This window comes from Massilia mucilaginosa (genome assembly GCF_011682145.1).
Taxonomy (GTDB): domain Bacteria; phylum Pseudomonadota; class Gammaproteobacteria; order Burkholderiales; family Burkholderiaceae_D; genus Telluria_A; species Telluria_A mucilaginosa.
This window is the reverse complement of sequence record NZ_WHJH01000004.1, coordinates 136,014-159,329: the sequence shown is the minus strand read 5'-3', so window position 1 is coordinate 159,329 and position 23,316 is coordinate 136,014. Positions and strand designations below refer to the sequence as shown.

Annotated in this window: 18 protein-coding genes; 3 read left to right on the top strand and 15 right to left on the bottom strand. The window is 64.8% G+C overall.

Annotation, left to right across the window (positions count from 1 at the left end):
• Nucleotides 1-101: 101 nt before the first annotated feature.
• The 12 genes from F2P45_RS05895 to F2P45_RS05840 all read right to left on the bottom strand — a co-directional run bounded on the left by F2P45_RS05895 (nucleotide 102) and on the right by F2P45_RS05840 (nucleotide 16,387).
• Nucleotides 102-2,948 carry a motility hub landmark protein FimV gene (locus tag F2P45_RS05895; protein ID WP_308613347.1) on the bottom strand — a complete coding sequence of 949 codons (2,847 nt, stop codon included), beginning with the start codon at nucleotides 2,946-2,948 and terminating at the stop codon, nucleotides 102-104.
• A 375-nt stretch (nucleotides 2,949-3,323) separates the two neighbouring features.
• Nucleotides 3,324-4,451, bottom strand: coding sequence for an aspartate-semialdehyde dehydrogenase (asd, locus tag F2P45_RS05890; protein WP_166871401.1), 1,128 nt, complete (start codon nucleotides 4,449-4,451; stop codon nucleotides 3,324-3,326).
• A 43-nt stretch (nucleotides 4,452-4,494) separates the two neighbouring features.
• Entirely contained in the window at nucleotides 4,495-5,565 is a 1,071-nt protein-coding gene (gene leuB / locus F2P45_RS05885; RefSeq protein ID WP_166871399.1) for a 3-isopropylmalate dehydrogenase, read from the bottom strand.
• 20 nt (nucleotides 5,566-5,585) lie between these two features.
• Nucleotides 5,586-6,233: a 3-isopropylmalate dehydratase small subunit gene (gene leuD, locus F2P45_RS05880; protein WP_166871397.1), complete on the bottom strand. Its 648-nt coding sequence runs from the start codon at nucleotides 6,231-6,233 to the stop codon at nucleotides 5,586-5,588.
• 68 nt (nucleotides 6,234-6,301) lie between these two features.
• Nucleotides 6,302-6,424, bottom strand: coding sequence for an entericidin A/B family lipoprotein (locus F2P45_RS05875; protein ID WP_166871395.1), 123 nt, complete (start codon nucleotides 6,422-6,424; stop codon nucleotides 6,302-6,304).
• 23 nt (nucleotides 6,425-6,447) lie between these two features.
• The gene (gene leuC / locus F2P45_RS05870) at nucleotides 6,448-7,851 is read right to left on the bottom strand and encodes a 3-isopropylmalate dehydratase large subunit (protein ID WP_166871393.1); all 1,404 of its coding nucleotides are present in this window, start codon (nucleotides 7,849-7,851) and stop codon (nucleotides 6,448-6,450) included.
• Between the two features lie 164 nt (nucleotides 7,852-8,015).
• The gene (locus F2P45_RS05865) at nucleotides 8,016-9,599 is read right to left on the bottom strand and encodes a DUF805 domain-containing protein (protein ID WP_166871391.1); all 1,584 of its coding nucleotides are present in this window, start codon (nucleotides 9,597-9,599) and stop codon (nucleotides 8,016-8,018) included.
• A 71-nt stretch (nucleotides 9,600-9,670) separates the two neighbouring features.
• Complete coding sequence (locus F2P45_RS05860; RefSeq protein WP_166871389.1) at nucleotides 9,671-10,879, bottom strand: hypothetical protein; 1,209 nt, start codon at nucleotides 10,877-10,879, stop codon at nucleotides 9,671-9,673.
• 128 nt (nucleotides 10,880-11,007) lie between these two features.
• Entirely contained in the window at nucleotides 11,008-12,966 is a 1,959-nt protein-coding gene (locus F2P45_RS37215; protein WP_166871387.1) for a DUF805 domain-containing protein, read from the bottom strand.
• Between the two features lie 250 nt (nucleotides 12,967-13,216).
• Complete coding sequence (locus tag F2P45_RS05850) at nucleotides 13,217-15,121, bottom strand: chemotaxis protein CheA (RefSeq protein ID WP_166871385.1); 1,905 nt, start codon at nucleotides 15,119-15,121, stop codon at nucleotides 13,217-13,219.
• Nucleotides 15,121-15,966, bottom strand: a complete 846-nt coding sequence (locus F2P45_RS05845; RefSeq protein ID WP_166871383.1) for a protein phosphatase CheZ — start codon at nucleotides 15,964-15,966, stop codon at nucleotides 15,121-15,123. Before F2P45_RS05845 ends, F2P45_RS05850 begins: the two co-directional genes overlap by 1 nt.
• A 196-nt stretch (nucleotides 15,967-16,162) precedes the next feature.
• Complete coding sequence (locus F2P45_RS05840) at nucleotides 16,163-16,387, bottom strand: hypothetical protein (protein WP_223164680.1); 225 nt, start codon at nucleotides 16,385-16,387, stop codon at nucleotides 16,163-16,165.
• On the opposite strand from F2P45_RS05840, the gene F2P45_RS05835 reads away from it, so the two are divergent.
• The 3 genes from F2P45_RS05835 to F2P45_RS05825 all read left to right on the top strand — a co-directional run bounded on the left by F2P45_RS05835 (nucleotide 16,386) and on the right by F2P45_RS05825 (nucleotide 18,943).
• Nucleotides 16,386-16,850, top strand: coding sequence for a universal stress protein (locus F2P45_RS05835; protein ID WP_166871379.1), 465 nt, complete (start codon nucleotides 16,386-16,388; stop codon nucleotides 16,848-16,850). The two genes, F2P45_RS05840 and F2P45_RS05835, sit on opposite strands and share 2 nt — an antisense overlap.
• Before the next feature lie 170 nt (nucleotides 16,851-17,020).
• Nucleotides 17,021-17,665, top strand: coding sequence for a response regulator (locus F2P45_RS05830; protein WP_054263975.1), 645 nt, complete (start codon nucleotides 17,021-17,023; stop codon nucleotides 17,663-17,665).
• A 468-nt stretch (nucleotides 17,666-18,133) separates the two neighbouring features.
• A complete protein-coding gene (locus F2P45_RS05825) occupies nucleotides 18,134-18,943 on the top strand; it encodes a Crp/Fnr family transcriptional regulator (protein ID WP_166871584.1) in 810 nt (269 codons plus the stop codon).
• Nucleotides 18,944-19,004: 61 nt separating this feature from the next.
• On the opposite strand, the gene F2P45_RS05820 is transcribed toward F2P45_RS05825, so the two are convergent.
• The 3 genes from F2P45_RS05820 to F2P45_RS05810 form a co-directional block, all read right to left on the bottom strand.
• Nucleotides 19,005-20,057: an outer membrane lipoprotein gene (locus F2P45_RS05820; RefSeq protein ID WP_166871377.1), complete on the bottom strand. Its 1,053-nt coding sequence runs from the start codon at nucleotides 20,055-20,057 to the stop codon at nucleotides 19,005-19,007.
• A 129-nt stretch (nucleotides 20,058-20,186) separates the two neighbouring features.
• Nucleotides 20,187-20,837, bottom strand: coding sequence for a ligase-associated DNA damage response endonuclease PdeM (gene pdeM / locus F2P45_RS05815; protein ID WP_166871375.1), 651 nt, complete (start codon nucleotides 20,835-20,837; stop codon nucleotides 20,187-20,189).
• Nucleotides 20,834-23,308 carry a ligase-associated DNA damage response DEXH box helicase gene (locus F2P45_RS05810; protein WP_166871373.1) on the bottom strand — a complete coding sequence of 825 codons (2,475 nt, stop codon included), beginning with the start codon at nucleotides 23,306-23,308 and terminating at the stop codon, nucleotides 20,834-20,836. The genes pdeM and F2P45_RS05810 overlap by 4 nt, the downstream gene beginning before the upstream one ends.
• Nucleotides 23,309-23,316 lie beyond the last annotated feature (8 nt).

The window sequence follows — 23,316 nt, the reverse complement described above, 5'->3', positions numbered from 1 at the left end:
TTGTGACGCCGTATCGGCGCGATGATCGCCGTATTTATTCAACGAATTTCTGACTCGGGACACGAGATCCAGTAACAGCCGTGCGTTGGTCAAGACAGCGATCAAGCCAGCTTGATGCGCATGTCGTTCGCCTTGGCCACCTGGGCAGCGCTGCCGCCTTTGATGACTTCGTCGAGCAGTTCGCGCGCACCTTCCTTGTCGCCGATTTCCTGATAGGCGATGGCCAGGTCAAGCTTGGTTTCCATCTCCATCTGGACCGCGGTCAGTTCGCCCGCTTGGGCATCGCCGGCGCTGCCGATGTCGTCGAAGTCAGGCAGCGCGGTCGCTTCGGCGCTGGCATGGGCCGGCAGGTCGAGGTCGAGCGAGTGCATGTCGAAGTCCGGCGCGGCCTCGGCCCGGGCGGCCCTGTCGGCTGCAAAAGGATCGCCATTGGCCAGGCTTGGCGCAGCGTCAGGCGCGTTCGATTGCGGCAGGTCGAAGTTCATGCCATCGAGGTCGAATTCATCGGCCGCCGGCTTGTCCAGGCTGACCGTGCCGGCCGCCGGTGCGCTCGTCGACGGAGCATTGAAGTCCATGTCGAAGTCCATCTCCGGCGTGCTGTCCTTGGCCAGGTCGACGCGGGCCGGGGTGACCGCCGGCGTGTCGAAGGACAGGTGATGCTCGTCCATGACTTCGGCTGCCGGCGTGGCGGCTGGCGCAGTGTTGGTGACTGGCTCGAAGCTCAGGCCGCCCAGGTCGAAGTCGAGCGTGTGCTCTTCTTCCGCCTTGGCTGGCGCTGCCGCCACGACCGGCGCCGGGGCCACGGTGTTGTCCTTGCCCAGGTCGAGGTCGAGGTCCATCAGTGCGCTGTGCGGACCGTTGTCGATCGCCGAGGCGTCGAACTGGTCGGCCAGGACCACTGGCTGGGGCGCATCGGCGGCCGCGTTGCTGGTGCCGGCGCTGGCGTACAGCGGATTCATCGCATCGATCGACAGGCCCAGTGCGGCAGCTTGTGCCCACTCGTCGCCCTGGCCCTTGGTCATGCCATACAGTTCGCTGGCCTGGCTTTCGAACGCGCGCTGGTCCTTGCGGGCAGCGTAGATTTCGAGCAGTTTCAGACGGACCGGGTAGCGGTCCGGATGGGTGCGCAGCGCTTCCTTCAGGATCTCTTCAGCCTGGGCGTCGCGGCCATAGGCGATGTAGACGTCGGCTTCGGCGACCGGATCGACTTCATTGGTGTCGAGCTGGCTGGCCGATGGGGCGAAGCTGGAGTTGAACACGCTGTTGTTGGTGTCGACGCTCTGGCCGCCGGTTTCGGCGAACAGGGAATGCGCCTGGTCGGTCGGCGCGCCGAGGATCGATGGCTCCGACGGATTGCGTTCGACCTGCTTGCGCTCGCGCCATTTCGACAGGCCGAACAGGCCGGCGAGCAGGGCGACGATGGCGGCACCCACGAGGACGATGTTCTCCATCAGCATGTCGAAGAAGCTTGGCTCGGCTGGCGGCGGCGCCGGCTTGACGACCGGCTTGGCCACCGGCGCAGGCGGTGCGACCACGGCAGGCGTTTCGGTCGCCGCTGGCGGCGTTACCGCCGGGGTGGCGTCCGCAGGGGCGGCGGCAGGCGGCGTGACCGCTGGCACCGGCACCGCTGGCGGCGGCGTGACGGCCGCTGGCGGCGTCACCGGCGGCTTGGTGCTGACCGCTTCGGTGATCGATGCCTTCGGCGGCACAGCCGGCACAGCCGGGGTGGCAGGGGTGGTGACGGCAGCGCCGGTCTTGCTCTTGACGGTCACGATCTTTTCGAGATCGCCGACGTTCTTTTCCAGTTCCTTGACGCGCTTGGTCGCTTCGGCCATGGCGCGTTCTTTGGCGATCTTGTCTTCCGGCGTGAGCACGCCGGTCTTGCCGGCGGCGGCGTCGGCCTGGCCGGTCGGTTTCGACAGCTTGAGCTGGTCTTTCGATTCGTTGGCGGCGGTTGGACGCTCGGCCACCTTGGCGGTGATCTTGCCGGCGGCGCTCTGGGTCTTTTCAGGCGCCTTGTCCGGTGCCGCGCCGGCAACCTGGCCAGCGAGCTTGTTGCGGTACGCGTTGAAGTCGGCGGCATGGGCCACCACGACGCCACGCGCTTCGCCATCGGAACCCTTGATCGCGGCGGCATCCGGCACCGACAGGATCTGGCCCGATTTCAGGCGGTTCATGTTATTGCCTGCAAACGCGTCCGGATTGGCGCGGTACAGCGCGACCAGCATCATGTCGAGCGAAATGTCGGCCGGCTTGACCTGCGCCGCGATCTTGCCCAACGTGTCGCCGCGCTTGACGGCGTAGTCGCTGTCGCCCGCGTTCTTGCCGGCGCCGCCGGCACGCTGCGGCTCCTGCGATTTCGGCTCGGCCGCGGTCTCGGTTTTTTGTTCGGCTTTTTGCTCGGCCTTGGCGTCCGCCCTGGCGGCGGCTGCGGCTGCAGCGGCGGCGGCTTTGGCGGCAGCCTTGTCGGCCCTGGAGTTCGGCTTGGCGCCGCTGGTGCGGCTACCCTGCGAGAGCACGTCGACCGGCGCGGATACTTGCGCGGTCTGGGTCGAGCGCATTTCGACAGGGTCGAGCAGGAAGGTGTATTCGCGGACCAGGCGGCCCGACGAACCCCAGTTCAATTCGAGCAGCATGTCGACGAACGGTTCATTGACCGGCTGCGACGAAGTGACCTTGATGAACTGGCGTCCACCGCGCTGCTCGACGCTGAAACGCAGCGACAGCAGGGCGGGATTGAAATCGATATTGGCTTGACGGAAGGCTTCTACCGGGGCCAGCTTGGCGACCAGACCGCTCGCTTCGTCATTGGCAACCGAGGTCAGTTCGATCTCTGCGTTCAGGGGCTGGCCGAGCGCGGACAGGACGGTCAGTTTACCGAGACCCGCCGCGTATGCCGAGGTGGACAGAAACACAGCACTGGCGACCGCGCCTGTGAGGGTTTTCAACGCGAACGAAGTGAGCTTGGAGCGAGTGTTTAAATGCATAGTTGGCGGCATCTTGAGTTGACGGGGGAGAAGGCTGGTTTCCCGGAGGTCTCAACATATCATCATGCTCTAGAGCATGCAAGTTTTTGGAGCAACTATGTCGGGAAGCTGCTCACTAAATACGCAATTTCGCGCTTTCTGTAACAGCTCACTCAGAACCCCATTCATGCCGCTTTGTCAACTACCTTGCAAGAGATAACAACTGAATTATCAAGAAGGATATGGAAAACCCGGGAAACAGTGGCCAAAAACGCATCCCTGCGCTGGCCACCACTGCCGTGTCATGCACAGAAGTCATGCACAACCCGCAATTCTACACGTGTTTACCGGGCCGAATTACTTATCGAGGATAATGCGCAGCATGCGGCGCAACGGTTCGGCCGCGCCCCACAGCAGCTGGTCGCCGACCGTAAAGGCCGACAGGTACTCGCCGCCCATCGACATCTTGCGCAGGCGGCCGACCGGGATGGTCAGGCTGCCCGTGACCGCCGCCGGCGACAGGTCGCGCATCGACGCTTCGCGCGTGTTCGGCACCACCTTCACCCACTGGTTGTTGGCGGCGATGATGTCGTTGATTTCGTCGAGCGGCACATCCTTTTTCAGCTTGATGGTCAGCGCCTGCGAGTGGCAGCGCATCGCGCCCACGCGCACGCACAAGCCGTCGACCGGGATCTCCTTGCTGCCGAAGGCCTCGCCCAGGCCGAGGATCTTGTTGGTTTCGGCGCCGGCCTTCCACTCTTCTTTGGACTGGCCGTTGCCCAGGTCCTTGTCGATCCACGGAATCAGGTTGCCGGCCAGCGGCACGCCGAACTGTTTGGTTTCGTCAGCCGACATGCCATGCTGGGTGGCCAGCACGGTGCGGTCGATTTCGAGGATGGCGGCAGCCGGGTTGTCCAGCAGCGCCTTGACCGATTGGTTGATGGTGCCGAACTGGGTCAGCAGCTCGCGCATGTGCTGGGCACCGCCGCCGGATGCCGCCTGGTAGGTCATGGAGCTCATCCAGTCGACCAGCTTGTGCTGGAACAGGCCGCCGAGACCCATCAGCATGCACGACACCGTGCAATTGCCACCGATGTAGTTCTTTACGCCCTTTGTCATGGCGTTCTTGATCACATCGAGGTTGACCGGATCGAGCACGATGACGGCGTCGTCGTTCATGCGCAGGGTCGAGGCGGCGTCGATCCAGTAGCCGTTCCAGCCGGCCGCGCGCAGCTTCGGGAACACCTCGCTGGTGTAGTCGCCGCCCTGGCAGGAAATGATGATTTCGCATTTCGACAGCTCGGAAATGTCGGTTGCGTCTTTCAGGGTAGTCTCGTTCTTCGCCATCGCAGGCGCTTTGCCGCCCGCGTTCGACGTTGTGAAGAACACCGGTTCGATGTGGGCGAAATCGCCCTCGTCCTGCATGCGCTGCATCAGGACCGAACCAACCATACCGCGCCAACCTACCAAGCCAACTAATTTCATCTTCTTTCCTCGTTATTGTTAAAGACCGCTTGTTAAAAACCGATCATCCAAGCGCCTTGACCACTGCATTGCCCATTTCCTCGGTACCGACCTTGGTGGTACCGGCTTCAAAAATATCCGCCGTGCGCAAGCCCTGCGCCAGCACCTTTTTGACCGCGTTCTCGATACGCTCGGCCTGCTCGGTTTTACCGAGCGAGAAGCGCAGCATCATCGCGGCCGACAGAATCGTCGCCAGCGGATTGGCGATGCCCTTGCCGGCGATATCGGGCGCCGAGCCGTGCGACGGCTCGTACAAGCCCTTGTTATTGGCGTCGAGCGAGGCCGATGGCAGCATGCCGATCGAGCCGGTGAGCATGGCCGCGCAATCCGACAGAATATCGCCGAACATGTTCCCGGTGACCATCACGTCGAATTTTTTCGGCGCCCGCACCAGCTGCATGGCGGCGTTATCGACGTACATGTGATCGAGCTCGATGTCGGGATATTCCTTGTGCACGTCGGTGACGATGTCGCGCCAGAACTGGAACGTCTCGAGCACGTTGGCCTTGTCCACGCTGGTGACTCGCTTGCTGCGCTTTTGCGCGGCCTGGAAGGCAACGTGCGCGATGCGGCGAATTTCGGTTTCGGCGTAGCGCATCGTGTCGAAGCCTTCGCGCTCGCCCTTGAACGGGCCGTCCGGGCATTCGCGCACGCCGCGCGGCTTGCCGAAGTAGATGTCGCCCGTCAGTTCGCGGATGATCAGGATGTCCAGGCCCGAGACCACTTCGGGCTTGAGGGTGGAGGCGCCGGCCAGTTCGGGGTACAGGATCGCCGGGCGCAGGTTGGCGAACAGCGCCAGCTCGCGGCGCAAGCCCAGAATGGCCTGCTCGGGGCGCAGGGCGCGCTCCAGGGTGTCGTATTTGAAGTCGCCGACGGCGCCGAACAGCACCGCGTCGGCGCTCTTGGCCAGCGCCAGCGTGGCCGGCGGCAGCGGGTGGCCGTGCGCGGCGTAACCGGCGCCGCCGACGTCGGCGCTCTCCATCTCGAACTGTTCGCCAAGGACGTTCAGTACCTTGACCGCTTGCGCCATGATTTCAGGGCCGATGCCGTCGCCGGGCAGGATTGCAATCTTCATGTGATCTCTTTTTCTTATGTTCAGATGACGTTGGCCAGCCAGGGCTGGGCCGCCAGGTGGCGTTCTTCGAAGGCGCGGATCTCGTCCGCGTGGCGCAGGGTCAGGCCGATATCGTCCAGGCCATTCAACAGGCAGTATTTGCGGAACGGGTCGATCTGGAACTCGTAGCCGACCGCGCCGTTGGCGGTGGAGATGCGCTGCTGTTCCAGGTCCACCACCAGGCGGAAGCCCGGGAAGGCCTTGACTTCATTGAACAGGTGCTCGACCTGCGCTTCGGTCAGGACGATCGGCAGCAGGCCGCTCTTGTAGCAATTGTTGAAGAAGATGTCGGCGAAACTGGGCGCGATGATGGCGCGAAAACCGTACTGGTCGAGCGCCCACGGCGCGTGTTCGCGCGAGGAGCCGCAGCCGAAGTTCTTGCGGGTCAGCAGAATCGAGGCGCCCTGGTAGCGCGGCTCGTTGAGGACGAAGTCGGGATTGAGCGGACGGCCGCTGTTGTCCTTGCCCGGCTCGCCGTGATCGAGATAGCGCCATTCGTCGAACAGATTGGGACCGAAGCCGGTGCGCAGGATCGACTTGAGAAACTGCTTGGGAATGATCGCGTCCGTGTCGACGTTGGCGCGGTCGAGCGGGGCCACCAGGCCTTCGTATATCGTAAATTTATCCATGGTCTTTAGCAGTGTGGGCGCAGCCCCGCCGAAGCGGGACTGCGCGGCGGACCACAGCGATCCGCCTGTTATTTTTTGCCGGCGCCGTCTATCTTCTGGCCGACTTTTTGAATGTCCTTGCCAAAGCCCGAGACGGTATTGCAACCGGTGAGCAGCAGGGCGATGGCAAACAGGGCAAACAGCTTTTTCATTACAAACTCACAGACGATGGATGTTAGCGCAGTGCGCGCACGTCGACGAAATGGCCGGTGATGCCGGCCGCCGCCGCCATGGCGGGCGATACCAGGTGGGTACGCCCGCCCTGCCCCTGGCGACCTTCGAAATTGCGGTTCGAGGTCGAGGCGCAGCGCTCGCCCGGCTCGAGCCGGTCGGCATTCATGGCAAGGCACATCGAGCATCCCGGCTCGCGCCATTCGAAGCCCGCGTCCTTGAAAATCTTGTCCAGCCCTTCGCGTTCGGCCTGGTCTTTTACCAGTCCCGAACCGGGCACCACCAGCGCCAGGCGCACGTTCGAGGCGCGGTGCTTGCCGCGCACCACGGCGGCGGCGGCGCGCAGGTCTTCGATGCGCGAATTGGTGCACGAACCGATGAACACCTTGTCGATGCGGATGTCGGCGATCGGCGTGTTCGGCTTGAGGTTCATGTAGACCAGCGCCTTTTCCATGGCGTCGCGCCGTACGGCGTCTTTTTCCAGGTCGGGATCGGGCACGCGGCCGTCGATCGAGGTGACCATTTCGGGCGAGGTGCCCCAGGTGACCTGCGGCGTGATGTCGGCGGCATTGAGCAGCACGACCAGGTCGAACTGGGCGCCCTGGTCGGTGTGCAGGGTGCGCCAGTAATCGACCGCGCGCGCCCAATGGGGGCCGCTGGGCGCGTACGGACGGCCCTTGACGTAGTTGATGGTGGTGTCGTCGACGCCGATCATGCCGGCGCGCGCGCCCGCTTCGATCGCCATGTTACAGACCGTCATGCGCCCTTCCATCGACAGCGCGCGGATCGCGGAGCCGCCGAATTCGATGGCGTAGCCGGTGCCGCCGGCGGTGCCGATCTTGCCGATCACGGCCAGCACGATGTCCTTGGCGGTCACCCCGAGCGGCAGCACGCCGTCGACCTGCACCAGCATCGACTTCGATTTCTTGGCCAGCAGCGTTTGGGTCGCCAGCACGTGCTCGACTTCGGAGGTGCCGATGCCGTGCGCCAGGCAGCCGAAGGCGCCGTGGGTCGAGGTGTGCGAGTCGCCGCAGACCACCGTCATGCCGGGCAGGGTTGCGCCCTGCTCCGGGCCGATCACGTGCACGATGCCCTGGCGCTTGTCGTTCATGTTGAAGTACGTCAGGCCGTAACTCTTCGAGTTGGCGTCGAGCGTTTCGACCTGCAGGCGCGAGGTGGGGTCGGCAATGCCGTCCTTGCGGTCGGTGGTCGGCACGTTGTGGTCGGCCACCGCCAGGTTGGCCGAGTTGCGCCATAGCTTGCGGTTTGCGGCGCGCAAGCCGTCGAAGGCCTGCGGGCTGGTCACTTCATGCAGCAGGTGACGGTCGATGTACAGCACCGTCGTACCGTCGTCGTCGGAGCGCACGATGTGCGATTCCCAGAGTTTGTCGTAGAGCGTTTTTATCATGATGGTGGGTAGTGGGCGACTGCATGAATCAAGTACCGCATTTGATTATGCCATATTTGTGCACCGCAGTAAGCCTTGCACCATTTTGATACTTTTGCAGCTTTCGATACGCCTTTACTGAAGTTTATTCACTTAATGTATCGCATCGGCAAACGAACCGATTGTTACCGGTTCAGCACCATTGATTCGATGAAGGCGCCGGCACGCGCCATCGATGCCGGAGCGGGGTCGGCATCCACGGTAACGATATATACCGTGGCGCCCACCACCACCATCCGGATCAGGCGCTGCCCGGCCTTGATGTCGCGGCCGGGATGGCCATCGACACTCGACTCCGTTGGCGGCACCGTCATCACGTCGCTATGTGCGAGCAGGCTTGCTTGCGCCTGGAGCATGACCGTTTCGGGATCGGTGGGCGCCGCGTCGAGGTCGAGCACCTGGACCCGGTAGTTTTCGCTGTGTGCGAATGCACTGAACTGGCGCATGCGCACCGCACCCATACGTTGCAGCACGTTGGCGCGCACCGCATCTTCGTACGGCTTGACGGGAAACGCGATCGTCATGGCGCCGTCGGGCGAGGTCCAGGCCGGGCCGGCCGGGCCGGCTTTGCCTGCGCTGCCGGCGGGCGCCGGTTGCCAGGTCCCGGCATCGGCGCCCGCGGACGGCGGCGTGGAATCGGCACGCCCGGCCTCGTCGCGCAGCATTGATCTTGTTCCCAGGGATCCCAGATACGCCAGGATGAACAGCCAGCCGCCCACCTTGACCAGGATGGAATTAGGACCCGGCGCGGGGCCGTAATCGTTCGCGCCGTCGGTGCCTGGAATGAGGGCGCAGACGATGATCGTGCCGAGCCAGAATATGGTCGACACCAACGCCGCAAGGGGCTCGCCACCCACGAATCCGCCGATAACGACGAGCAGGACGACGCCACCCAGCCAGACGCCGCTCAGGCTCACGTCGTGCAGGCGCAGCACCATCAAGCGGATCATCCAGTACAGTACCATGACAGCGGCCGCAACGACCGGCGTGAGCGCGGCCCACTGGAATTGCGATGCAAAGCGCAGGCCGATCACCGACAGGATGCCCAGCAAGACTAACAACGGCAGGCTGTAGGCGATAGCGCGCATGCGGCCTGCGCGGCCCTGCATCGACAAAGCGAACAGTGACGGTTCGGGGGCCATGTGCATCGATTCCGCCGATTCCGCGTGGACGTGCATGCTTTCCGCTTCACGCGTCGCATCGCGCGCCGCTGCGCGCGCGCGGCGCTGCGCTGCGGCGCGCTCTGTTTTTCCCAGCACGACCGGGGAACGCGGTGGCGCGGGAGCGGTGGCTGGAACGGAAACGGGAACAGGGGCCGGCACGGCGGCTTCGCGCGCCTGGGCCGCTTTGACCAGGGCGGCATCGATACTTTTCCTGAGCCACGCGACGCGCTCGCCGTCGATCTCGAAAGTACGCTCGCTCAAGACCACCGCGATGGCGCAGCCGCCCGGCACCAGGCGCACCACCTCGGCACCCGACAGCGCAACCAGCAAGCCACCAGCGCCGCCGTCCACCCGCTCGCGCACTTCCGAAATTGGAATCGACAGGACGCCGCCGGGAGCGCGCAGGGTATGGCCCGCGTTGCCGCCAGCCGGCGCGAGCACCGCGACGAAGAACCTGGTATTAACGAGCTTCTTCCACGCCGGATGCAGTGAACCACCCGCCTGCGCAGCCGCGAGCACCTGCTCAAAATTTTCCGACCCCGTCATCCACAACCCTCAATCCAATGTTCTGTCTCGTTTTTTCACTTCATGCATCGCATCGACGAACGATGCGATTGTCACTGGGTCAGCGCCAGCGATCCGATGAAGGCGCCGGCGCGCGCCATCGATGCCGGGGCGGCGTCGGCGTCGGCCGTTGCGATGTACGCGGTGGAGCCCACCACGACCATCCTGATCAGGCGCTGCCCGGCCTTGATGTCGCGTCCGGGATAGCCCTTGAAGATCAACTCCATCGGCGGCACGGTCAACACGTCGTTGTGGCCGAGCAGGGTTGCCTGCAATTTGAGCATGGCCGCCTCGGGATCGTCGGGCGCCGTGCCCAGGTCGAGCACCTGGAGCCGGTAGCTTTCGCTGTGGGCCGATGCACTGAACTGGCGCATGCGCACCGCGCCCATTCGTTCGAGCATATTGGCGCGCACCGCATCTTCGTCCGGCTTGCCCGGAAATTCGATCGTCAGGGCGCCGTCGGGCGAGGTCCAGACCTGGCTGGCGAGCGGCGCGCCGCCCTTGCGCGCAGCGCCGGCCGGGCCGGCATCCCGGGTCGCACCATCGCCGCTGCCCCCGAACGCCTGCGCCGAGCGCGGACGTTCGGCCATGGCGCGCATCAGCGCCTGGCCTGCCAGGCCGGCGGCGGCAAGCAGCGGCAGGCCGTAAGCGAGCGCGCGCTTGCGGCCGATGCGATCGAGCAGTGGCACTGTCGGCGGAGGCGGATCTTCATCGACGAAGACCAGGTCTTCGTAGGCGCCTGCGGGCATGGGTTCGAGCACGGGCAAGCGCCCGGCGGCGGGGGCTGTCTTTTGCGGAGCGGCCGGGGCGTACGGGGCGGCGGCGGCGGGGGTGGGGTCGGAGGCGCTGGCAGGATCGGGAGCGGCAGGCGGCGTGGCGGCCGCGCGCGCCTGGGCTGCCTTGAGCAGGGTGGCCTCGATGCTCTTCCCGATCCATGCGACCCGGCTGGCGGCGATCTCGAAGACCTGTTCGCTCAGGGTGACGGCCAAGCCGACGCCGTGTGGCACCATGCGCACCACGTCGGCACCCGGGAGCGCCACCAGCAGGCTGCCCTCCGCGTCGGCGAGCCGCTCGCGCACTTCCGACATCAGGATCGCGCGCGCACCTTGCGGCAGGTGAAGGGTGTAGCCGGCGTCGCCATCGGCCGGGGCCAGCACGGCCACAAAGAACTGCGTCCTGACCAGCTTCTTCCACGCCGGATGCAGCGATTCACCCGCCTGCGCAGCGGCCAGCACCTGCTCGAAATTTTCCGACGCCATCATCCACGACCCTTATCCAATGTTCTGTCCAGCGCGGCCGCAGCCGAGCCGGACCGGCGCGTCATCTTACCCGGAATGCGGGCCTGGATGTTGCGCCGGCGATCATTGCACGCGTAGGCGAACGCGCTCGCTCAGCGGTTCAGGATAAAGGAATTCAGGAAGGCTTCGGCGGCTTGCTCCGACTTCGCATCCGGCGACTCGGCCATCGCCATGTACATCCTGGTGCCGGCCGTCGTCATCTTCGCCCAGCGCATCTTGCCGCCGCGGGCGCGTACCTTGACCTCGCGCGCCGCATAGCTGCCGAGGCGCCGCTGGGTCGCGCCCGACACCAGCTCGCCATCCGCGCCGACCACCGTGTCCTGCATGCGCTGCAGGAGCGCTTCGGCGTCGGGCGGCGTCTGGCCCAGGTCGATCACCTGCACCGAGTAGACCGTTCCTTTCAGGGTGGCGCCGAGCTGCTGCACGCCGCCGCTGCCGAGACGCTCGCTCACCCCGGCCGGAACCGGTACCTCGTTCGGCTTGGCCGGGAAAGCAATCGTCATGGCGCCGTCGGCCGAGGTCCAGCTGGTGCGTTCGGCGCGCATCGCGTCGTAGCCGCCCGCGCTGCGCATTTTGCCCTGCGCGCCAAGCGAGAACAGCTGGAAGACGATGAACACGCCGGCGCCGACCTTGACCAGGGTGGAGTTGGGGCCGGGAGCGTCGCCGAAGTCGTTGTCGCCATCGGTGCCGGGAATGAAGCAGTAAATGATGATCATGCCGAGCCAGAAAATGACCGACCCGAAGGTGGCGAACTCCTTGCCGCCGGCGGCGCCGCAGACGGCGACCGCAAGCATGAAGCCGATAATCCATTTGCCGCTCAGGTTCACATCGTGCATGCGCAGCACCATCAGCCGCACGCAAAAAATCGCCGAGACGATGACAGAGATGCCGATCACGGCCATTACACCGTTGCCGTCTTTTATCCCCAGCAGGGGTATCACGATCGCCAGCGCCACCATAGGCAGGAAGATCAGCAGGGAATACGCCATCGCGCGCAAGCGCCCGATGCGCCCTTCCATCGAGAAGCCGAATACGGCAGGCGCGTCGCGCTCCGCGGGGTCGTCTTCACGTGTGCGCCCGCCCGAAGCGGGGGCGCGGTAGGGCTCGGGCGCGGCCATCTCGTCGATTTCGACGCGCGCCAGGAACCATTTGTACAGCGCGCGGTTGTCCTCGAAGGCCTCGGCCGGCGCGCGCAGCGTGAGCGCGGCCACGATGCCATCGACCCGGATGAAGGCAACCAGGTAGCGGCTTTCGCCGGCGTGGCCGGGAATGGTGCCGGTAAATTCGATGGCGCGGCCGGTGACCCGGTCGCCCCACTCGGCGCCGTTGAGGGCATAGGCTTCGCCGTCCTGCTTCAGGTAACGCATTTCGTGCTTGATGATGGCCACGCGCTGCTCGATCCATTTGTTCAGCGACACGTCGGGACGCAGGTAGCCGATCGCTTCGAGCACGGTGCCGCCTTCGTCGTCGTGGAAGCGCATGCCGTTCGACATGACCGAATCGCGCCATGCGCCAGGTACGTAGAATTTCAGGCCGATCTTGGGGATGGTGACATGGCGCGGCTTGAGCGCGGCCACATCGAGCGGACCATTATTACGGGGCTTTGGCGGCGTTGGCTGGACCGCTTCGGGCTTGCCGAGGAAGACCGGCGAGGCCGCTGGAACGGCGGCGGCAACGGCAGGCGCGCTTACCGCTGCGGGTGCGGCTGCGGGTGCTGCTGCGGCTGCGGCAACACCAGCCTTCGCGGCAGCGGCCCTGGCCAGCGACGATTCGATACTTTTCCTGAGCCAGGCGACGCGGTCGGCGGCGATGTCGAAACTGCGCTCGCTGAGGGCCACGACGATGGCGGCGTCGGCCTGCAGCAGGCGCACCACATCGGCGCCCGAGAGCGCGGCCAGCAAGCTGCCCTGCCCGTCTTCGGCCCGCTCGCGCACTTCCGAGATCACGATCGACCGGGTGCCGTCGCCCTGGCTGTCACGGGTGCGCAGCTTGACGCCGCCAGTCTCGCCGGTGCCAGGCTGGGCCACAGGAACGAAAAACTTCGTATTCACGAATTTTTTCCACGCTGGATTAATCGATCCCTGCGCCTGCGCAGCGGTGAGCACCTGCTCGAAAGTTTCCGAAGTCATTATTATCAAATCTCAATAAAAGTTTTCACACTGCAAGAACAGCGGACGTCATCGTGCCATGTATTGACCGGCAACACAACTTGACTGTTGTAAATTTGGGAAGAAAAGGGGGAGGAAATACGCGCCGCCCCGGAGCGCATCCGGGGCGGCGGTCAGGCGGGATCAGGCAGGATCAGGCGGCGACCTTGAGGGTGCCGCGGCAGCCGTCCATGAGGAAGGACAGGCCCACCACCAGCACCAGTTCGCCCTCGGCCGAACGCGCGGTGCCGGTGATGCCGTCCACGCTGATGGCCGTCATCGGCTTGATCACCAGGTCGGCGGTGCCGTCCACCGCTTCCACCGCGAGGATGTAAGGCTGGGGCGCGGCGACGACGATGCCGACTTTTTCGGAACAGGCTTCGTAACCGAGCGCGCTGGCCAGCGAGCGCACCGGCAGCGGGCGTCCCTGGTCCTTGAGCACCGGCGCGCCGCCGACGTTCATGAAATTGTCGGGCAGTTCAACCACGCGCTGGACCACGGCCATCGGCAGCGCCAGCGCGGCGCCGGAGGTCGATACCAGCATGGTCGGCACGATCGACAGTTCAATCGGCAGGCGGATCGCGAACTTGGTGCCGTGGCCGAGCGAGGAATCGATGTGGATCGCGCCACGGTTCTTTTCCACCGCGGTCTTGACCACGTCCATGCCGACCCCGCGGCCGGACACCGAGGACGCCACTTCCTTGGTCGAGAAGCCCGGCAGGAACACCAGCTGGTAGGCTTCTTCGTCGGTCGGGGCGCCGCTTTCGCCGATCAAACCCTTTTGCACGGCCTTGCGGCGCAGCGCGTGCGGGTCCATGCCCTTGCCGTCGTCCTGCAGCACGATCATGACGCTGTTCGCTTCCTGCCAGGCCTTGAGCGAAATGAAGGCCTTGGCCGGCTTGCCGGCGGCGAGACGGTCTTCGGGCGACTCCACGCCGTGATCGAGCGCGTTGCGCAGCATGTGCACCAGCGGGTCGTACAGGCTGTCGACCACGACGCGGTCGACTTCCGTCTCGGCGCCTTCGATGGTCAGTTCGACGTCCTTGCCCAAGTCCTTGGCCAGCTCGCGCACCAGGCGCGGGAATTTCTGGAACAGGCGCCCCACCGGCTGCATGCGCGTGGCCAGGGTGGCGCGCTGCAGTTCGGCCGAATAGCGCGAGGCGCGTTCCAGGGTTTCGGTCAGGGTCGCCATCAGGGTGGCGGCCGGGCCTTCGAATTTGAATTGCAGCAGGCGTTCGAGCAGCACGGCGGCCTGGTTGGCTGCCTGCACCGATTCTCCGGCCACTTCGAGCAGCGCGTCGAGCTTGACGGCGTCGACCCGGATGCTGTCTTCCTTGGCCGGGGCGGAGGCGGCGCGGAATTCCTGCACCTTTTCTTCGCGGCGGTCGGCGCCGGCGTCGGCGGCGGCCGGCTTGGCGGCTGCGGCCACCGGTGCCGGCGCGGCGGCTACCGGGGCGCTAGCATGTTCGGCGGCGGCGGGAGCGGCGGCGGCAGGCTTTTCGGCCGGTGTGTAGGTACCGGCCGGGATCACCGAGACGTACATCGCTTCCCAGTCGAGTCCATCGGCGCCCGGACCGCTGGTCGAGACGGCGGCGGCCGGCGCGGCAGTGGCAGGTGCGGCCACCGGAGCCGGTGCAGCCACGGGTGCTGGCGGCGCGGCCGCTGGCGCCGGCGCATTGCCTTCGATGGCGTTGACCAGGATGCGTTCGAGCGAGTCGGGCATCGAGGCCAGTTGTTCGGGACGGGCGCCGTTCGACAGGTCGGTCAGCTGGTCGGCCACAAAACCGGATGCTTGCAGCGCCGCTTCGATCGCGATCGGCGTAACCGGGGCGGCGCCGGTGCGCAGCGCGTCGAACAGGTTCTCGGTCAGGTGGCAGGCCGCCACCAGGGCCGGCAAGCCCATGAAACCGGCCCCGCCCTTGATCGTGTGGAACGAGCGAAACACCGCGTTGAGCGTTTCCTTATTGTTCGGATCGCGCTCGAGGGCGAGCAGGTGTTCTTCTACGTTGACTGCAAGATCCATCGCCTCGACGACGAAATCCTTGAGCATATCGTCCATTAGAATCCCAGATCGGCAAGTAGGTCGTCAACATTGTCTTGATCGAGTGCGACGGACGGAACCGACGGACCCGACATCAGCGCTGGCTTGTGCAGCAGTTTTTCGCGGACCGCCGGCGGCGCGTTGTCGCGCAGCAGCTCGGCCAGTTCGTGTTCCACGGTCTTGGTGATGATCACGACTTTCTTGATCAGCTGGCCGGTGATGTCCTGGAAGTCCTGGGCCATCATGATGTCGAGCAGGCGCGCTTTTTCGGCTTCGGTGGCGTCGGTCACGGTCTGGGCGAAGGCGCGCGAGTCGCCGGCCAGGGTCTTGAATTCGTCGATGCTGAGCTTGCCAGCGAACAGGTCGGCCCAGCGCGTGTCCATCGCCTTGGCTTGCTTGGACAGCACGTCCTGCGCCGGCATGCCTTCGTCGAGCGTGTTGAGGACCTTGTTGGCGGCCTGCTCGGTCAGGCTGGCGACGTATTCCAGGCGGTCCTGGGCGTCCACGATCTGGGTCGATGCTTCCGACAGGGCCTTGTCGTAGCCCAGTTCGCGCAGCGAGTCGTGCAGCAGACGCACAATGCCGCCGAGGCGCTCGAACATGGGTTTGCCGTGCTCGTCGGTTTCGACGGCGGCGCCGTCCGCAGCCGGTGCGGCGGCGGCCACGGCGGCGACCAGCGGCGCGGCCGCGACAACTGGCGCCGGCTCGGATGGACGGGTCGAAGCGACCTGGTCGAACAGTGCATCCATGTCGTCTTCGGCAGCGGCGGCGGGCGCCGGCGCAACTGCGGGCGCCGGTTCGCTGCTGCGCTGCGCGGACACTTCCTCGAATAATGCGTCGAAATCATCAGCGGCGTCGGTCATAGTCCCTGCTTCTCCATGTTTGTAAGGTGTTCGCAATCAAGTTGCTGGTGTCTGGTCCTGGCATGCAAGTTTGGGGCAAAGCATGATGCGCGGCAACATCGCCGGTTTACGCGAGTTTAGCAGTGTGAAGTGCCCTTGGTAAATCACTGTGCATGGGTCGCGGCAAAATGGCACGCGAAACTTGTGCCATCGATAATTAAAACGTGACTTTGATGTGCAATTGATACTGAGGAGTGTTGTATTTCGTAAGCAGGGCGTGGCGCAGGCGGGTGTGGCAATAACCAAAAGGTAAAAAACAGTGGCCCGGTCCGGCGCCGGTTCGACCTGCTGTTTGATCAAGATCAAAGGTTTGCGTTCTATCAATCGTGAAATCACGCACTACAATACAGAATACGACCTGCTGCGTGGGAGAACTCATCATGTATCGGAAAATTCTGATTACGACGGATGGCTCGGCGGTATCGAAGCACACAGCCTGTGCCGGCGTGAAATTTGCGCGGCAAATGGGCGCCGACGTGCTGGCCCTGTATGTGTCGCCCGACTATCAATACCCGGTGTACGTGGAAATCATCCCGCCCTCCTACCCCACCGAAGAGGAATACGTGGCGCAGATGAAGCGCATCGGCCACGAACACCTCGCCTCGATCCTGCAGGCCGCGCAAGCTGCGGGGGTGCGTTGCGAGTGCCTGACCGAGTTCGCCGACGCCGCCGCCCTGAAAATCGTCGAGGTGGCCGAGCAGCGCCAGTGCGACCTGATCTTCATGGGCTCGCACGGACGCAGCGGCTGGGGCCAGTTGCTGCTGGGCAGTGTGACGAACAAGGTGCTGTCGCATACCAGCAAGCCGGTCCTGGTGCACCGGCTGATCAAGGAGCCGGGAACCTAGCTGGCACCTAGCAGTTCTGAATATGGCGCAACTGACAATTTTGCCGTACCCTTGGATGGACTGCGGGGCGTTCGCGCCGGTGCGGCTCGCGTCCGCTTGGCTATCGCGTCGTTTTTCAGCGGCGCCTGCGCCGTTCATGTTTGTTTGCCTACTTATTTGATTGCAATTTTATGATACGCATTGTTGTAGCCGACGACCACACGATCATGCGCGAGGGCCTCAAGCGCATCCTCGACGGCGCCCTCGACATCGATATCGTCGGGGAAGCCATCAACGGCTTCGAAGTGCTGTCGCACGTGCGCCAGGGCGGCTTCGACCTGTTGCTGCTGGACTTGTCGATGCCGGGACGCAGCGGCGTCGACCTGATCCGCCAGATCCGCAGCGAAGCGCCCAAGCTGGCTATCCTGATCCTCACCATGCACGAGGAAGAGCAGTACGCCGTGCGCGCCATCCGCGCCGGCGCCCAGGGCTACCTGACCAAAGAAAGCGCCGGTACCCAGCTGGTGGGGGCGATCCGCAAGGTGGCGTCGGGGCGGCCGTACATCAGCACCGAAGTGGCCGAGCAGCTGGCGCTGAACATCATGACGCCCAACGAGCAACTGTTGCACAAGCAATTGTCGGACCGCGAATTCGAAGTGTTTTCGCTGCTGGTGGGCGGCAAGTCGATTACCGAGATCGCCAACAGCCTGCACCTGAGCGTGAAGACGGTCAGCACCCACAAAACCCGGATCATGCAAAAGATGGGCATGACCTCGCTGTCGGAAATGGTGCAGTACGCCGTGGCCCATCGCCTGCTGTCGCCGTTCAAGACCTGAGATCAAACCGACAAGCCCGAAAAGTTTTAGACAGCGGCGCGCCGGTTTCGTGCCGAGAAACCTCAAGTAGATGGATTCTGTACCCATCAGTAGCAGTCGCCGCACCACCTCGCCATACCCCAGTTTTCACTCTGTAGGACGGCGCCTCGACTAGGAATAGTCCTACAAGAGCGCGCCCAATCCTACTCCCAGATTCAGCGTTCGCTGATATCAATGCCGGACTCGTGTTGGCATACTTAAATCCAGCGATTCGGCTTTCCTGCGGTTCACAAATTGTTCTTACGCAAGCTAGCCAGCCGTGCTGTACATCACTTTTGAAGCTCCGGTCGCAGGTCCGTCAGATCGTTGTTCAAGCCTGATACCCGCAGCCTGAAACTTCGAATTTTCCTACCCCTGGAGATGAGCATGCTGACCACGCCCCCGCAAGACACCCGCAACACCACCACCTCGACCATGCATTCCTCCCCGATGGAAGCTGGCCGGCAGCGTCAGGGCCGCCTCTGGTCCAACCTCAAGGAAGTCTGCGACCTGCTGCACATCAGCGCGGCGGTCTCGATCAACAGTGAAGAACTGCTGTTCCAGCATGTGCAATTCAAGACCGGCCAGCGCGTCCACACCATCGGCCAGGCCTTCGACACCCTCTACATCGTCAACTCCGGCTTTCTCAAAACCGTGCTCATCGACGAATTCGGCAACGAACAAGTCCTCAGCTTCCCCATGAAGGGCGACATGCTCGGCGTCGACGGCATCCACACCCGCCATTACGCCTCGGAAGCGGTGGCCCTGTCCGACTGCGACCTGATCCTGCTGCCGTTCAAGAAGCTGACCGCGCTCGGCCGCGTGCACCTGGAACTCGAAAACGTCATGTACGGCGTGATGAGCCGCGAACTGGTGCGCGAACAAGCCATGATCGGCATGCTCGGCGCGCTCAGCGCCGAAGCCCGCGTGGCGCGCTTCCTGGTGTCGCTGGCCGACCGTTTTGCCGCCATGGGCTATTCGAGCAAGCTGTTCAACCTGCGCATGACGCGCCACGAAATCGGCAGCTACCTGGGCTTGACCCTGGAAACCGTCAGCCGCACCCTGTCGGCGTTTAACGAAATCGGGCTGATCACGGTCGACCAGCGCACCATCGGCATCAAGGACGCCGATGCCCTGAAAACCCTGCGCCGCCTGCCGCCATCGCGCTCGCGCGCCAAGCAGAACAGCGCCGCCGCCAAAGCCAAGGCCGAAGCCGGGCAAGCGGCCGACGCCAAAGCGCTGGCCACGACCACTGTCTGAACTTTGTCGGCACGCAAAAACGGCGCCCCTCGGGGCGCCGTTTTTACTTAGATAAACCAGCTTACTGGTCGCGCGACAGCACGCCATCGTTGATCTTGACCTTTTCGCCCACGCGCAGGCCCGGATCGTTTTCGTACGTCACGGTCTGGGTGCCACCGTTGGCAAAGCGGATCACCACTTCGTAATGCTGGGTTTTCTTGGCATTGCGCTCGATATTGCGGCCCACGTAGGCACCGCCCAAGGCGCCGGCGATCTGCGCAGCGGTGCGGCCGCTGCCCTTGCCGACCTGGCTGCCCAACACGGCGCCAACCACGCCACCGCCGATGGTGCCGAGATAGTTGCCGTCACCATTGACTTCGACCACGTTGATCGCGTCAACGGTAGCGCAATTGGTGCAATAACGCACGTCGCGCGGTGCCGGCGTGGCGGACGCCAGGCGCAGCGGCTTATTCAAGGTCGCGGTCGAGACGCGGTTGCCCACGCGCATATTGGCTGTCACGGCGCTGTTCGGCGCGATCCGGTCGGCGCGGCGGATCGTGTAGCCGCCCGTGTATTCGCCAGGATTGACTTCCGGCAGGAAAAACACGCCGCGCGTGCCGGCAATGGCCATGTCGACCTTGGCGCCCGGCGTGCCGTACACCGAAAACACCAGCTCGTTGCCCGGCGTCAGGTCGTCATTGGCCTGGACATCGAAGCGCGAAATGCGCGGCACATCGGCGGCGCGTTCGCGGCCCTGGTTGTCGCGCGGATGGCGGCCGACGTCGCGCAGCAGCGATTCGCTGAGCACGCCGCTGGTGACCTGGTTGCCGACGCGCAGATTGGCGGTCACGGCGCTGCGGCCGGTAATGTTGTCGCGGCTGCCGAGGGTGTAGGTGCCTTCGTACTGGCCCGGTTCGGTTTCCGTCAGGTTCAGGTTGCGGTTGGCGCCGGCGATGCTCAGCGTGGCGCGGCCGCCCGGCGTGCCGTACAGGTTGAAGTTCAGTTCCACGCCCGGTTTCAGGTTGCGTACTTCTTCCACGTCGAAGCCGCGGATCACCGGGTTGTAGGCGGCGGCGTTGTTGTTATATTGCTGAGCGTGGGCAGGCAGGGCCAGGGTCAGGGAAAAGAGCGGCATGGTGGCCACGAGCGCAGCGCCGATGATGGTCTTGGTTTTGATATTGTTCTCCTCGGGGATTGGACAGCGGGGCCGGATATTTCCGGCAGTCACGTCAAGTTACGCTGACCGCCTGGGGGCGTCGGTGCGCTAGCGTACGCAATGCACCGCCTCTCCCGAGCTCACGCACACATGCTCCCCCGCGCTTGGGGTGACCGCAAAACCGCCGGTAAACGCCCCGAACGACGGCAGCACCATGCGCGTGGGTCCGATCAGAAAGCACGGCAGGCGCAGCGAATCGAGGCGGGTCGAGAGCCGGTACACCGGATGCACATGCCCCGCCAGCACGTAGCCCGGCGCCGCGATGTCGGGATGGTGGCAGAACGCGAACGGCCCCACCGTGTGCGGCTCGTCGACCATGCCGATCGCCAGCGATGCGGCCGGGTCGCCGGCGTGCTTGTCGTGGTTGCCGCGCACCAGGGTCAATATCAGGCTTGGGTGGCGCGCGCGCCAGGCCAGCATGCTGGCCAGCGTGGCCGAGGCGTGGGCGGCGCGCGCGTGCAAAAAGTCGCCCAGGAAGACGATCTCGCGGGTCGGATGCGCGGCCGTCAGGGCGTCGAGCGCGTCCAGGTTTTCGGTGGTGGTCCCGCGCGGCACCGGCACACCCTGGGCGCGGAACGACGCGGCTTTGCCGAAGTGGATGTCGGCGATGACCAGCATCTGGCGCGCAGGCCAGTACAAGGCCTTTTCAGGCAGCAGCAGGACCGTTTCGTCGGCCAGCCGCATTTCGCGATACGTCATGGAACGGCTGCTTTCTCCAGTTCGCGCAGCATGCGCGCCACGCGGTCGGACAGTTTTTCGGTACTGAGTTTTTCGCGGAAGCGCTCGACCATCAGCGCAAAGCCGAACGGCGTGGCGCGCTTGATTTCATGATAGGCCACGCCGCGCGCATGCAGATCGGCCAGGGTGTCGCGCAGGCGCGTCAGTTCGAGCTCCTGCTCCATCACCTCGCGCTGCGCCTGCGTGAGCAGCAGGTTGCCGGCGTCGTGTTTGCGGAACACCTCGAAAAACAGCGACGACGAGGCCTGGATCTGGCGCGTGCTTTTCGGCTGGCCCGGATAGCCCTGGAACACCAGCCCGGCGATGCGCGCCACTTCGCGGAAGCGCTGCTGCGACAATTGGGTCGCGTTCAGGCTGGCCAGCACGTCTTCGAGCAGCAGTTCGGTCGACAACAGCGGCACCTCGGCACCGGTCGCGTTCGCGGATGCGGCCCGGAAGGCGCGCGCCCAGTCCACCGGTTCGGCCGCCAGCAGTTCGAAACCATAATCGTTGACCGCGATCGAAAACGTCATCGGCTGCACGCGCGCGATGCGGTAGGCGAACAGCGAAGCCAGTCCCGTGTGCACCGAGCGGCCCGCGAACGGATACATGAACAGGTGATAGCCCTCGCGGCTGGTCATCGCTTCCACCACCAGCGTATCGATGGTCGGCAGCGCGGACCAGCGCTGCTGGATCTCCAGCAAGGGCCGGATCGCCGCCATTTCCGGGCCACGAAACTCGCCGCGCGCGGCGTGGCGCAATTCTTCCAGCGCGGCGTGCGCCAGTTCGGACGACATCGGCATCTTGGCGCCCTGCCAGCGCGTGACCGCCCCGCGCGCACCGGTGGCGCGCTTGACGAACGCGGTCATCTCGTGCACGCGGATGAATTCCAGGATGCGCCCGCCGAACAGGAAATGGTCGCCGGCTTTCAAACGCGAGATGAACGATTCCTCCACGCTGCCGATGCGCCCTCCGCTCATGTACTTCACCTGCATGGTCGAATCGGAGACGATGGTGCCGATGCCCATGCGATGGCGCCGCCCCAGCGCCACGCTCGGCACGCGGTACACGCCCTCGTCGTCGGCGACCACGCGCTGGTATTCCGGATAGGCGGTCAGGCTTTGTCCCCCGCGCGCGACAAAATCGAGCGCCCATTGCCATTCTTCCGGCGTGAGCGCGCGGTACGACCAGGCGCTGCGCACTTCTTCATACAGTTGCTCGGAGCGAAAGCCGCCGCCCAGCGCCACCGTCACCAGGTGCTGCACCAGCACGTCGAACGGTTTGTTGGGCACCAGCCGCCCTTCGATGCGGCGCGAGGCGACCGCCTGTTTGGCGCCGGCCGCCTCCAGCAATTCCATGCTGTTGGTCGGCACCAGGGTCACGCGCGAGACCCTTCCCGGCGCGTGGCCGCTGCGCCCGGCGCGTTGCAGCAGCCGCGCGATGCCCTTGGCGCTGCCGATCTGCAGCACCCGTTCGACCGGCAAAAAGTCCACGCCCAGGTCCAGGCTGGCGGTACAGATCACCGTTTTCAGATCGCCCTTTTTCAGGCCGTTTTCGACCCACTCGCGTACTTCGCGCGCCAGCGAGCCATGATGCAGCGCGATCACGCCGGCCCAGTCGGGACGCGCTTCCAGAATGTTCTGGTACCACAGCTCCGACTGCGAGCGGGTGTTGGTAAACACCAGGGTCGCGTTGTAGTCCTCGATTTCCTGAATCACCGGCTGCAGCATGGCGATGCCCAGATGCCCGCCCCAAGGAAAACGCGACACGTTGGCCGGAATCAGGGTATCGACCCGGATCTCCTTTTTCAGGTCGCCCTCGACCAGGGTGCCCTTCCCTTCTCCCAGCAGCACATCCTGCGCCTGCGCCAGGTTGCCCATCGTGGCCGACAGGCCCCACACCACCAGTTGCGGGTTCCAGTGGCGCAGGCGCGCCAGCGCCAGCTGCACCTGCACCCCGCGCTTGCTGCCCATGAGTTCATGCCATTCGTCGATGATGATCATGTCCAGGCTCGCGAACTGGGTCTGCGCGGCCGCGTGGCTAAGCAGCAGCGACAGGCTCTCGGGCGTGGTGATCAGCGCCGACGGCATGGCGCGCGACTGGCGCGCGCGCTCGGCCGAGCCAGTGTCGCCGGTGCGCGCGCCGACCGTCCAGCCGGGCGCCAGCACGGCGCTCGACTCTTCCAGCGCGCGCTGGGTATCGGCGGCCAGCGCGCGCATCGGCGTAATCCACAGCACGCGCAGGCCGGACGCACGGCGCTTGCCGGCCAGCGCACCGCGCAGCAGCGCCGCCAGCCACACCGCGTAGGTCTTGCCGGCGCCGGTGTTCGCGTGCAGCAGGCCCGATTCGCCGGCCAGCGCGGCGCGCCACACCGCGCGCTGGAACGGGAACACCTTCCATTTGCGCCCGGCGAACCAGTCGTCGATGGCCTGTGCCATCTGGCTCTTGCTCATTGGTTCTG